Annotated in this window: 14 protein-coding genes; 4 read left to right on the top strand and 10 right to left on the bottom strand. The window is 72.0% G+C overall.

Translation table 11 applies throughout. The annotated features are described in order from the left end of the window. Positions 1 to 184: 184 nt before the first annotated feature. The 4 genes from RM425_RS18685 to RM425_RS18670 all read right to left on the bottom strand — a co-directional run bounded on the left by RM425_RS18685 (position 185) and on the right by RM425_RS18670 (position 2,654). A complete protein-coding gene (locus RM425_RS18685) occupies positions 185 to 1,324 on the bottom strand; it encodes a YihY/virulence factor BrkB family protein (protein ID WP_311346730.1) in 1,140 nt (379 codons plus the stop codon). Positions 1,325 to 1,429: 105 nt separating this feature from the next. Continuing rightward, complete coding sequence (locus tag RM425_RS18680) at positions 1,430 to 1,732, bottom strand: DUF4235 domain-containing protein (RefSeq protein WP_311346729.1); 303 nt, start codon at positions 1,730 to 1,732, stop codon at positions 1,430 to 1,432. After that, positions 1,729 to 2,211 (bottom strand): DUF3618 domain-containing protein, encoded by a 483-nt coding sequence (locus tag RM425_RS18675; RefSeq protein WP_311346728.1) that lies wholly within the window; start codon positions 2,209 to 2,211, stop codon positions 1,729 to 1,731. Before RM425_RS18675 ends, RM425_RS18680 begins: the two co-directional genes overlap by 4 nt. Then, complete coding sequence (locus RM425_RS18670; protein WP_311346727.1) at positions 2,208 to 2,654, bottom strand: phage holin family protein; 447 nt, start codon at positions 2,652 to 2,654, stop codon at positions 2,208 to 2,210. The genes RM425_RS18675 and RM425_RS18670 overlap by 4 nt, the downstream gene beginning before the upstream one ends. Positions 2,655 to 2,758: 104 nt before the next feature. Here RM425_RS18670 and RM425_RS18665 point away from each other — a divergent pair, with 104 nt between their 5' ends. Beyond that, positions 2,759 to 2,971 carry a hypothetical protein gene (locus RM425_RS18665; RefSeq protein WP_311346726.1) on the top strand — a complete coding sequence of 71 codons (213 nt, stop codon included), beginning with the start codon at positions 2,759 to 2,761 and terminating at the stop codon, positions 2,969 to 2,971. Between the two features lie 66 nt (positions 2,972 to 3,037). Here the strand turns inward: RM425_RS18665 and RM425_RS18660 are convergent, their stop codons facing one another. From RM425_RS18660 to RM425_RS18650, 3 genes are read right to left on the bottom strand one after another with little or no spacing between them, the layout of a single operon-like run. After that, a complete protein-coding gene (locus RM425_RS18660; RefSeq protein WP_311346725.1) occupies positions 3,038 to 4,027 on the bottom strand; it encodes an aldo/keto reductase family protein in 990 nt (329 codons plus the stop codon). Positions 4,028 to 4,075: 48 nt separating this feature from the next. Then, the gene (locus RM425_RS18655; protein WP_311346724.1) at positions 4,076 to 4,879 is read right to left on the bottom strand and encodes an MBL fold metallo-hydrolase; all 804 of its coding nucleotides are present in this window, start codon (positions 4,877 to 4,879) and stop codon (positions 4,076 to 4,078) included. A gap of 12 nt (positions 4,880 to 4,891) precedes the next feature. Next, positions 4,892 to 5,512 carry a DUF3043 domain-containing protein gene (locus RM425_RS18650; RefSeq protein WP_311346723.1) on the bottom strand — a complete coding sequence of 207 codons (621 nt, stop codon included), beginning with the start codon at positions 5,510 to 5,512 and terminating at the stop codon, positions 4,892 to 4,894. A 141-nt stretch (positions 5,513 to 5,653) separates the two neighbouring features. Between RM425_RS18650 and RM425_RS18645 the strand changes: the two genes are divergently transcribed. Then, a complete protein-coding gene (locus RM425_RS18645; protein WP_311346722.1) occupies positions 5,654 to 6,025 on the top strand; it encodes a HesB/IscA family protein in 372 nt (123 codons plus the stop codon). 182 nt (positions 6,026 to 6,207) lie between these two features. Here RM425_RS18645 and asnB read toward each other — a convergent pair whose 3' ends face one another. The 3 genes from asnB to RM425_RS18630 are packed head-to-tail and all read right to left on the bottom strand — an operon-like array spanning position 6,208 to position 8,894. After that, positions 6,208 to 8,139 carry an asparagine synthase (glutamine-hydrolyzing) gene (gene asnB, locus RM425_RS18640; protein WP_311346721.1) on the bottom strand — a complete coding sequence of 644 codons (1,932 nt, stop codon included), beginning with the start codon at positions 8,137 to 8,139 and terminating at the stop codon, positions 6,208 to 6,210. Positions 8,140 to 8,188: 49 nt separating this feature from the next. Further along, entirely contained in the window at positions 8,189 to 8,539 is a 351-nt protein-coding gene (locus tag RM425_RS18635) for a DUF3817 domain-containing protein (protein WP_311346720.1), read from the bottom strand. Further along, positions 8,529 to 8,894 (bottom strand): metalloprotease, encoded by a 366-nt coding sequence (locus tag RM425_RS18630; RefSeq protein WP_311346719.1) that lies wholly within the window; start codon positions 8,892 to 8,894, stop codon positions 8,529 to 8,531. The genes RM425_RS18635 and RM425_RS18630 overlap by 11 nt, the downstream gene beginning before the upstream one ends. 231 nt (positions 8,895 to 9,125) lie before the next feature. Here RM425_RS18630 and ctaC point away from each other — a divergent pair, with 231 nt between their 5' ends. Continuing rightward, positions 9,126 to 10,013: an aa3-type cytochrome oxidase subunit II gene (gene ctaC / locus RM425_RS18625; RefSeq protein ID WP_311346718.1), complete on the top strand. Its 888-nt coding sequence runs from the start codon at positions 9,126 to 9,128 to the stop codon at positions 10,011 to 10,013. 51 nt (positions 10,014 to 10,064) lie between these two features. Then, positions 10,065 to 10,469: a cytochrome c oxidase subunit 4 gene (locus RM425_RS18620; protein ID WP_311346717.1), complete on the top strand. Its 405-nt coding sequence runs from the start codon at positions 10,065 to 10,067 to the stop codon at positions 10,467 to 10,469. Positions 10,470 to 11,550: the final 1,081 nt, after the last annotated feature.

The following is an 11,550-nucleotide window of genomic DNA, read 5'->3' as shown; positions in this document are numbered from 1 at the left end:
AGCACCGGGGCCTCCCACGCATGTCGGATAGGCCGAGCAGGCGCCTCCTGCCCGGCAACCCACGAAACTTGCGTGAGCGAGGCCCCGGCCCGCAACGGCCCCCAGGCCGTCACGCCATACCGTCTAGGCCCCGTCCGGAGGCTCACCGCGAGCCTGCGAGTGGTGAGAGGGACGGGGTCCTTCTTCAGGGGGCGTTCTTGCGCGTCGGGTCGCCGTCGCCCTTCTCCGGCTCGGCCTTGGCCGGGAGCGTGTCGGCCTTCACGGCATCGCGCTCGCCCATGGGCATCGGCTCACCCGAGGTGGTGTCGTGGCCGGTCTGGTGTTCGGCCTCGGAGTTGATCTCCGCGCCCAGGAGCACGAGGTAGCAGGTGAGGTACAGCCACAGCATCAGCACGATGACCCCGGCGATCGCCCCGTAGGTGGCGTCGTAGGAGCCGAAGTTGTTCACGTAGAAGGTGAAGCCGAGGCTGACCACCGCCCAGACGACGGTGACCAGCACCGAGCCGAGGCTGACCCAGCGGAAGCGCGGCGCGTCCCGGTCGGGGGCCACCCGGTAGAGCACGGCGAGCGATCCGGCGACGACGAGCAGCAACGCCACCCAGCGGCCGACCTCCGCCAGCACGGTGCCGACCGAGCCGAGCGGCAGCACGTCGATGACCACCGGAAGGACGGCGATCAGACCGATGGTCAGGACGACGAAGACGACCGCCCCGAGCGTGAGCACCAGCGAGAGCGCCCGGAGCTTGACGAAGTTGCGGGTCTCGACCTCGTCATAGGCGATGTTGACCGCCTTGACCAGGTTGTTCACGCCGCCCGAGGCGCTGAAGAGCGCGCCGAACGTCGAGAGGACGAGGCCCCAGGTGAGGGCCCCGCCGGCATCGGCGATGTTGGCGACCTGGGTCTCGATGAGCGTGCGGGCGTCCTCGGGGAGCCCGGTGGTCAACTCCTCGACCTGGGCGGCGGCCTGCTCCGGGGAGACGATCAGGCCGTAGATGGAGATCAGCGCGATCAGCGCCGGGAAGACCGCCAGGAAGCCGAAGAACGCCACCCCACCGGCGATGATCGGCATGTTGTCGGCGTTGTTCTCCGCCCACGCGCGCTTGAGGACCTGCTTCCAGCCGCGCGCGGGGATCTGGGTGGGGGAGCCGGCGTCGATCCCCGGCAGCTGTTCCGGCGCGGGGGCGCCCGGCGGAAGCCGGTTCGGGTCCCCGGCCGGCCCGCCGTCGGCCGTCGTCCGGGCCGCGGCCGCGCGCCGGGCGGCCTTCTCCTCGACCCGCTGGCGGATCCGGTCGACGGCGCTCTCGCGCGGCCGCGTGCCCGTCATGCGTCTTCCCCCCCTGATCCGTGTCCTGCCTGAGTCGTCTCGCCGCCGGCCCCGTCCGGAGGCTCGTCCCGAGCATGCGAGGGATGAGTGGGACGGGGTCCTCTTTCAGTCGCCCGGCCAGGCGCCGGTCAGCTGCGTGAAGCCCCGGGCGCCGGCGCGGTCGACCGCCGCCTTCGTCGCGGCGAAGATGGCGCCCTGGATCGCGGCGGCCAGCACGACCTCGCGCATCCGGTACTCGCTCTGCAGCGCCGACGGGGCCTCCTCCTCCTTGGCCACGAGCTTCCAGACCTGCTTGAACAGGATCCCGCTCAGCGATCCCGCCACCAGGCCGCTGATGAGACCGATGGGCCGGTAGGCGAGCTTGGCCCCCGTGCTCTTGCGCGCCTCGCCCTTGTTGCGCTTGCTCACCGCTTCCTCCTCCTGGCCCGGCGGGCCTTCGTCTCGGCCCGGCGGGCCTGCTTCTCGGCCCTCGCGGTGGCCTTGCGTGCCGCGGCCTGTCGGGCGGCCAGTTCCCTGCGTGCTCGCCCGGCCGTGCGACGGCGACCCGTGTGGACGCCCATGACGAGCTCCTCGGTGGAGGCCGCGCGCCGCGTGCGCCGCCGGCGCCAGAGGACGAGCCCCATCAGCGCGGCCAGCCCGGCGCCGACGCCGGCGAACGCCGGAGGGCTCTCCCGGTAGGTCTCGACGGCGGTGTCCTTGGCCCGCGCCGCGCTCTCCTTCGCGCGGGCGGGGACGTCGAGGCGCTGGCTCAGCTCGTCGACGGTGCGGCCCAGCTGCTCGCGGGTCGCCTCGATGTCGGCCCTGATCGCGTCGGGGTCCGTGGGGCCGTGGCCGGCTGCCTGCTGCGCCTGCCCGTCTCCGGGGCGGTCGCCACTCGGGGTACTCACCGGCGCGCACTCTCCTTCACGGTCGCGATGTCGGTCTTCATGCTCGCCATGGCCTCGGTCGGCACGGGCGGGGACCCCTTCTCGACGTCCTTCTTGCCGACGAGGGCGAGCACCCCGGCGATGGCGAAGAGCACGACGGCGACGATCAGCGCCGCCAGCCAGGCCGGCAGCACCAGGTCCAGCGCCAGGACGGCGGTGGCGACGAGGACGGCCAGGCCGAGGAAGGCGAAGAGGCCCGCGCCACCGAACAGCCCGGCGCCGACGCCCAGCCGCTTGGCCTTCTGGGTGACCTCCGCCTGTGCGAGGCGGGCCTCGTCGCGGACCAGGCGGCTGATCTGCTCGGTGAGCTGGCCGATCAGCTGCCCGGTCGATGTGTTCTCGGGTGCGGGCTGCTGCTCGGCGCGGGTGGCGCCGGTGGCGTCGTGGTCACGGGGTGCGGTCATCGGTCCTCCGGGTGGACGTGTCGGTGGACTGCCATGCCCGGCCGACGACGGCGGTAACCCGGATGATGATCACGTCACGGCAACGAGCGCACTAGCCTGCGGGCATGAGCTGGCACTGGCGCCTGGAGGACCCCGCCGGGGCGACCGTCGAACCGTCGTCCATCGGGGTCGAGATCCCGCCCTCGGACAACCAGGGCGATGCGGAGTCGTGGCTGGGGGAGAACTGGCGCGAACTGCTCGACCGGGGCGTCGCGACGGTCACCCTGTTCGAGGACGAGCGGAAGGTCTACGGCCCGATGGGGCTGACGTCTGCCTGACCCTCCACCTCAGGTGGAGGGTCCACCTCCTGGTCTCCCGCAGCGGGGAGACCAGGAGGGAGCGGCTCAGGCGCCGCGCTGGACCTTGGCCGGATCCCGCTCGACGACGTCGCCGAGCGCCTGGTCGATGCGGGCCAGGACGTCGGCGTCCAGCGTGACGCCGGCCGCCTTGACGTTGTCCTGCACCTGCTCGGGCCGGCTGGCGCCGATGATCGCCGCGGCGACGTTCTGGTTCTGCAGCACCCAGGCGACGGCCAGCTGCGCCATGGACAGGCCCAGGTCCGCCGCGATCGGGACCAGGTCCTGGACGCGGGTGAGGAGCTCCTCGTTACGGAGGAACCGCTTCATCGACCCACCGGCTTCGGCGTGGCCACCCCGCGAGTCGGGCGGTGGCTGCTGACCGGGCAGGTACTTGCCGGTGAGGATGCCCTGCGCCAGCGGCGACCACACGATCTGCGACAGGCCGTGCTTCTCGGACGTGGGCACGACCTGGTCCTCGATCACCCGCCAGAGCATCGAGTACTGCGGCTGGTTGCTGATCAGCTGGATGCCCAGCTCGCGCGCCATCTCGGCGCCGGCGGCGATCTCCTCGGCGTTCCACTCCGAGACGCCGATGTAGTGCACCTTGCCCTGCCGCACGAGGTCGGCGAACGCGGTCATCGTCTCCTCGAGCGGCACCGACGAGTCGTAGCGGTGCGCCTGGTAGAGGTCGACGTAGTCGGTCTGGAGCCGCTTCAGCGAGGCGGTGCAGCTCTCCATGATGTGCTTGCGGGAGAGTCCGCGGTCGTTCCGGCCGGGGCCGGTGGGCCAGTAGACCTTGGTGAAGATCTCCAGTCCCTCGCGGCGCTGCCCGGCGAGAGCGCGGCCGAGGACGGACTCGGCCTTCGTACCGGCGTAGACGTCGGCGGTGTCGAAGGTGGTGATGCCTTCGTCGAGGGCGGCGCGCACGCAGGCGTGGGCGGCGTCCTCCTCGACCTGGCTGCCATGGGTCAGCCAGTTGCCGTAGGCGATCTCGGAGATGGTCAGGCCGGAGCGGCCGAGGCGTCGGAATTCCACGCTCGCCGACGTTAGGCCCCTCCGGAGCCGGCCGCGCGTCCGCCCCGGTCAGACCGTCGCGGAGCGCCGGGCGGGATCGATCTGCAGCTCCGCGCCGTCGGGCAGCACCCGGGCACCGTGCTCCGCCAACCGCCCGGCCAGCAACCCGGCAGGCGGGTTGTGGTGGCTCAGGTGCACGGCCACCACGTCGGTGCCGTCGGTGACGGCGCCGGCAGCGCGCAGCCGGGCGAGCTGGGCGGGGAACGTGGCGAGATCGAGGTGCTGGGTGCCGTGGTCGAGCCGGTCGCCGAAGGTCTGCTCGAGCAGCACGACGTCGAACGCGGCCCCGCGCACCGCCTCGACCGCCGCCTCGGGCAGCGGACCGGTGTCGGTCGCGTACAGCAGCCGGGTCCCATCGGGGCCGGTGACGTCGTAGAGCACGGCCGGCACCTCGTGGTCGGCCGGCAGCACCCGGACGTCGTAGCCGCGCAGGCGCAGCGTGCACCCCGGTTCGACCACGACCAGCTCGACCGGTGCGTCCGGCGCCAGCCAGGGGCGGCACTCCGCCAGCACGGGGGCGGGGCCGGCGATGGTCAGCGGCCGGTCGGCGGCCACCCAGTGCCGCCAGAGCAGGGCGAAGGGTGCGCAGTGATCGGGGTGCGCATGGGTCACCAGGATCGTGTGCACGCCGGCCAGCGAGACGCCGCCGGGCGGCAGCGCGGGGGAGAGGTCGAGCAGCACGGCGTCGTCGACGAGCACCGACGTCTGCCGCCGGGACTCACCGCGCGCGCGGGCGTCCGAGCAGGAGGCGCAGGAGCACCACGGGTTGGGCCAGCCGTCGGCCGCACCCGTACCGAGCAGCCGGACGTGCACGGACGCCGGCGCTCAGACGTCCGCGCCGACCGGGACCTCGGGCTTGGGGAAGCGCCAGCGGCGGATCATCGTCGCGCGGGTGATGCCGTACCACACGGCGCCGCGGGTCTTCTCGGTCCCGGCGGGGAACCGGTCGGCCAGCGTCCGCTTGATCTTCCGGCCCAGGACGACGGAGTCGACGATCAGCAGGATGAAGAAGCCGAACAGCAGGAAGCTGGCGTACCCGCGCACCGCCGTGCTGGGCACGAACGTGCCGACGAGGGCGACACCGGCGATGACCAGGAACCAGCTGCCCACGTTGCGCCGGCTGTCGACGATGTCGCGCACCGTCCTGCGGACCGGGCCCCGGTCGCGCGCGGGCAGGAAGGCGTCGTCACCGCGCGCCGCTGCGCCGCGGGCGTCCGACCGGCGGGCGGCCTGCTGCTCGCGCATCCGGCGGTAGGCCTCCTTGCGCGTGGTCGGCGGAGGCGGGGGCGGCCCCGGGCGGCGGCCCTGTGCCTCGTTGCGCCGGGGAGTGGGTCGCCCCTTGCCCGAGACCTTGACGACGTGCGCGGCGTGCGCGCCCGCGTCGGCCGAGGCGGCGGTGTCGGTCGTCTCGGCGGCGTTCCGGCGGCCGGGCAGGCGGAGCTTCACAGGGCGGGAGTCTACGTGGACCGCCGCGGGCCCTCGGGAAACGTGCGACGGCGCCGTACAGTGGAAGAAGCTCCGCCACGGCGGCGTTGGTCTGCCGCAGATGGTGCGCAGTGGACACCTCGGATGCAGGAGGACATGGATATGACGGTGCAGGACACCACGACTCTCGACGGTGGCACGGCCGGATCCACGGGCGTGCTGCTCAGCGACCCCGCGGCCGCCAAGGTCAAGGCGCTGCTGGACCAGGAGGGCCGCGACGACCTGCGTCTGCGCATCGCCGTCCAGCCCGGCGGCTGCTCGGGCCTCCGGTACCAGCTCTTCTTCGACGAGCGGTACCTCGACGGGGACCAGACCTACGAGTTCGGCGGGGTCGAGGTCATCGTCGACCGGATGAGCGGCCCCTACCTCGGCGGTGCCACGATCGACTTCGTCGACTCGATCGAGAAGCAGGGCTTCACGATCGACAACCCGAACGCCGGTAGCTCCTGCGCCTGCGGGGACAGCTTCAGCTGAGTGATCTGTCGTCCTCCGGACGGCAACCGGCGCCCGGTTTCCCACGAGGGGAACCGGGCGCTGCTGTATCTGGAATGTCGTGACGAGTGGAGGCCCGGAGGGTCTCCGCGAGGAACGACGAAGCGGCTCCACGCATCAGGGGAACGGCAATTGGCCGCGGTGCGATCCGGAGGATCGCAGTGTCACAAGCGGACGGGGTAGACCGTCTGCGGGATCTCCGGGCGGATGCGCCCCTCGACGAAGATGCCGTGCCAGATCATGAAGACCAGCAGCGTCCAGAGCTTGCGCGAGTAGTCGACCGGGGAGCCGTTGCGCTGGTTCTGCCGGTGCGCGGCCAGCATCGCCAGCACCTGAGAAGAGTCCAGCCACTCGTCGGTGTGGCTGGCCTCGACCACCGAGCGCGCCCAGTCGTGCAGGTCCTCGGCCAGCCAGTGGCGGGTGGGCACCGGGAAGCCGAGCTTCCGGCGGTTCAGCACGTGGGCCGGCACGATCTGCTCCAGCGCCCGGCGCAGCGCGTACTTCGTCGTCTCCTTGGTCACCCGCTGGTCGACGGGAAGCGTGCCGGCGACCCGGAACACCTCGGGGTCGAGGAACGGCACCCGCAGCTCCAGCGAGTTGGCCATGGTCATCTTGTCGGCCTTCACCAGGATGTCGCCGCGCAGCCAGGTGAACAGGTCGACGTACTGCATGGCGGTGACGTCGTCGTAGCCGGCGGCGCGCGTGCGCTCGTACAGCTCCCGGGTGACGGTGACGTGCGAGAGGTCCGGATCGTGCGTGCGCAGGAGGCCCAGCTCGTCGTCCCGGAACAGGCGGGCGTTCCCGTAGTAGCGCTGCTCCAGCGGGATCGACCCGCGGCGCAGCAGGTCCTTGCCCCGCATCCCGTCGGGCAGCTTCGCCGACAGCGTGCCCAGTGCCCGCCGGACGCCCGACGGGAGCTTCTCGAACGCGGCCAGCGAGAGCGGCTCGCGGTAGATGTTGTAGCCCCCGAAGAGCTCGTCGGCGCCTTCCCCCGACAGCACGACCTTCACGTGCTTGCGGGCCTCGCGGGCGATGAAATACAGCGGCACCAGTGCGGGGTCCGCGACGGGGTCGTCGAGGTACCAGACCACCAGCGGGATGGCGTCGGCGAACTCCTCGGCGCTGACCACCTTGGTGATGTGCTCGACGCCGATCGCGGCGGCCGACTCGGCGGCGACGTCGATCTCGGAGAAGCCCGAGCGCTCGAAGCCGGTGGTGAACGTGAGCAGGTCCGGGTTGTAGCGCTTGGCCAGGGCGGCGATGGCCGTGGAGTCGATCCCGCCGGACAGGAACGACCCCACCGTCACGTCGGCGCGCATGTGCACGCGCACCGAGTCGTCGAGCACCTCGGCGATGCGGTCGTAGAGGGCCTGCTGGTCGTCCTTCGCCACCGGCCGGATCGGGAAGGTGGGGTGGAAGTACCGCGTCGTCGTCAGCTCGCCGTCGGCGACGGTGAAGCTGGTACCGCTCTCGATGCGCCGGATGCCGCGGTGCAGCGTCGCGGGCTCGGGGACGTACTGCAGGGTCAGGTAGTGCTGCAGCGACGCGGCGTCGACCCCGCCCGCCGCCGCGCTGCCGCCGAGCAGCTCCAACAGCGCCTTCTTCTCCGAGGAGAAGGCGAGCGCGCCGTCGGCCAGGCGGGTGACGAACAGCGGCTTGATGCCGAACGGGTCGCGGGCCCCGAAGACGGTCTGCTTCTCGGTGTCCCAGATGAGGAACGCGAACATGCCGCGCAGCCGGTGGACGACGTCCTCGCCCCAGAGGTGGAACCCGGCGACGATCGCCTCGGTGTCGCCCTCGGTGGCGAAGGTCGCGCCCGCTGCCTTCAGCTCTTCCCGGAGCTCCAGGTAGTTGTAGATCTCGCCGTTGAAGACGATCCGGTAGCGGCCGTCGGCGTAGGGCATCGGCTGGTGGCTGTGCTCGATGTCGATGAACGAGAGCCGGTTGAAGCCGAACACCGCGCGGCCGTCGGACCACTGCTCGGTCTCGTCGGGGCCGCGGTGCCGCAGGCAGTGCTGGGCCTGCCGCACCGCCGCAACGGTGGTGTCGTCGACGCGGTCGGCGTCGGTGGAGAAGTAGGCGAGCAGGCCGCACATGAGGGGCAGGTCTCCGGGGATAGCAGGGGAAGGGCAGGGCCGGCGGGGGTCAGACCCGCTCGCCGGCGCGCATCTTCGCCGTGGCGCGCCGCTCCGCGAAGAAGGAGAGCACCGGCACCGTCCCGGCGATCACCGTGAGCAGGAAGCCCTTGAGGGTCCACTTCGCGCGCAGCGCGAGGTCCACCGCGGACAGGAAGAACAGGCCGTAGAGCCAGCCGTGCGCGGTGCCGAGGACCGTGGACGGCTCGGGGACGTCGGCGAGGTGGTTGAGCGGCACGGCGACGAAGATGAGGGCGATGAGCAGGACGCCGACGACGGTCGCCATGACCCGGTAGCGCAGCATCGCCTGGCCGATGGCCTCGTCGGAGTTGCGCGACGAGAGCGTGCGCTCAGCGGGCACTGCTGCTCCGCTGGCCGAGCGCCCGCTCGTTGAGCTCCGCGAGGTAGGCGTTGTAGGCGGCCAGCTCGGGGTCGCCCGTGGTGTCGACCCGGGGCCGCTGGTACAGCACCACGGCGCGTCCCGGCAGGTCCTCGTCCGGGTCGCGGCGCAGCTCGTCGCGCACCATCCGGATGTAGAACCACAGGCCCATCGCCCCGTAGAGCGGCCACTGCAGCGCGTAGCTCCAGTTCACCGCCCCGCCGCCGGCCTCGGCCTTGGTCAGCTGCCAGTACCCGAGGAAGAAGGTGGCGACGAAGAGCGCGGCCACCAGCAGATGCAGGAGCACCCACTTGGGGGTGAGCAGGCGGTACCACACGCCTCGACTCTAACCGCCCCGATGGACCGGCCCCGGCCTCGCGGGCGCGTCCTCGGCCACAGTGACCGCGACCCGCCGGGTGCGTGTCTCCGGTGGTCGACCGCCGAGCCCCGTCGGCTAGGCTCGGCACACACTGTGATCGGCGTGGACGCCGCCTGCCGAAACCGGCTCGTGGACCCGCTGGAAGGACCGTCCGGGCGCACCGGACGGAGGACGAGGAGGCAACGAGCAGTGGCTCGAGGCAGCAGGCTCGCGCGGCTGGCCGCGCTCGGTCTCCTGGGGGTGTTGACCCTCAGCGGGTGCGACATGCCCAACAACGAGTTCTGGCGATTCGGGTGGCCCGAGGGCATCACCGAGGAGTCCGAGGCGATGCGCGAGTTGTGGACCGGTTCGGTCATCGCCGCGCTGATCGTCGGCATCGCGGTGTGGGCGCTGATCTTCTACTCGATGGTGGCGCACCGGAAGCGCAGCGACGAGCTGCCCCGGCAGACGGCCTACAACCTGCCGTTGGAGATCGCGTACACGATCGCGCCCTTCCTGATCATCGCCGGCCTCTTCTTCTTCACCGTGGTGACCCAGAACGAGGTGCTGGACCGCAGCGAGGACCCCGACGAGACGATCGAGGTCAACGCCTTCAAGTGGAACTGGCAGTTCGTCTACCCGGACACCGCCGGCGAGGACGGCGAGCCGGTCGACACGATCGGTACCAGCACCGAGATCCCGGTCCTGGTCCTGCCGACCGACCGGGTGATCCGCTTCGAGGTCGCTTCCGCCGACGTCATCCACTCCTTCTGGGTGCCCGAGTTCCTCTTCAAGCTCGACGTCATCCCCGGCAACGAGAACGGCCGCGACAACGTCTTCGAGGTCACCGTCCGCGAGGAGGGTGCCTACGTGGGCCGCTGTGCCGAGCTGTGCGGGACGTACCACGCGTACATGAACTTCGAGGTGCGCGCGGTGTCCGGGGACGAGTACGACGACTACCTCGATGCGCGCGAGTCGGGGCTGGGCACCTACGAGGCCCTGGTGGCGATCGGGCAGCCCGGAGCCGCCACGTCGACGACGCCGCTCGAGCTGTTCCAGGAGAAGAACCTCGACCAGCTGCGAGAGACCGATGGCTGACCGTCGGATGCACCCGGTCCGGACCGTCACGACGCCTGAGGAGGCACGGCCGTGAAGGTCGAGGCGATCATCTTCAACATCATCGCGTTCTTCTGCGTCGTGGCGGCCGTGGTCTACGGCGTGTGGGCCAGGGAGCCGATCGGCACGACGGCGCTGGTGCTCTCCGGTGGCCTGACCGGCATGATCGGCGCCTTCTTCTGGTTCGTGTCGCGGCGGATCGACGCCCGGCCGGAGGACCGCAAGGACGCCGAGATGGCCGACGGCGCCGGCGAGCTCGGCTTCTTCAGCCCGGCAAGTTACTGGCCGTTCGCGCTCGCGCTCTCCGTGGGCCTGACGGGGCTGGGGCTGGCCTACTGGTACTTCTGGCTGATCGCCATCGGTGCGGTCGCCGTCCTGTGCACGGTCGGCGGACTGCTGTTCGAGTACTACGTGGGGCAGAACGCCACGCAGAGCTGAGTCCAGCTCGGTCCGAGAGCCCCTTCCGCTGCGGCGGGAGGGGCCCTCGTCCGTCGTGGGTGGCGTGTCCAGGCCGGGCCCGGACGAGCGGCGCTGGGCCGGAGCGGCGCTGGTCCGTCACGCGCGGCTCGGGAAGGCCGACGGGGGCGGACGGCGCGGGCCGGTGAGGCCGCCGGCAGGTAGCGCGGTCGGTGAGGCCGCCGGGGGCGGACGGCGAGGCATCCGGCCGGACTCCCGTCGCGGCGTGGGCCACTCGCGTCCGCACCGCCTCGGTGACCGCATGCCGCGCCGGCTGCTGCTCGGCCGCGGCGTGCCGGTCGCGCACCGGTGACCTCGCCCACCACCACGTGCCGACCAGGCTCCGTGCCGGCTCCATGACCTCGGGGCCGCCACCCGCTGCGGACGCCGGTGGACCACGCGACCGATGAACCCGGGCAACCCATCACGCCGCCGGTCGTGGGTCGCCTGGGTTCAACGGTCCGACGGCGGCCGTTCGAGGAGGCGTCCGCGTGAGGGGCCGCGACCGCACGAGCCCAGGGGGCTCCCCGGAGATGGTCGTCGGACGACCGCTGGGTGGGGTGGATCCTGCGCCGGGGTAGCGCTGCAGAGCCGCAGAAGCGCGAGGAGCACCCCAGATGTGGGGCGCCCGCGCGAGGCGTCGCTGCCGCTGCTGCGGCTCGAGCATCGACGGTCTGCATGGCGGCCAATGCCTGAGGAGGGCGGCCCGCGCTCCGTTGGCGCACGGGTCCAGTCGGCGTGCAAGTCCACGGTGGCGCGCCGGGTCCAGACGGCGTGTACGGCCACAGCGGCGCCGGGTTCAGCCGGCGACCGCGGTCACGGCGGCGCCCCGGGTCCAGCCGGCGAGGGCAGCCACGGCGGCGCAGGCGCGCGGGTGGGGTGCGGCGCGCCGGGAAGGTGTTCCGGATGGGCGGCGGGAGCACGGTCCGGGAGATCGCCGGTGCGGGCGGATCTCGCCCACGAGTTCCGAGGCTGCACGCCGGGGGAGTGCTCACAGGCTGCCGGAGCTCGGGTGTGGCCCTGGATGCCGGGGGGAGAGCGGGGATGGGCGAGAGCGCGACCC

It is taken from the genome of Blastococcus goldschmidtiae (assembly GCF_031845325.1).
Taxonomy (GTDB): Bacteria; Actinomycetota; Actinomycetes; order Mycobacteriales; family Geodermatophilaceae; genus Blastococcus; species Blastococcus goldschmidtiae.
The sequence above is the reverse complement of the archived record's forward strand: the minus strand, read 5'-3'. Positions and strand labels throughout refer to the sequence as shown.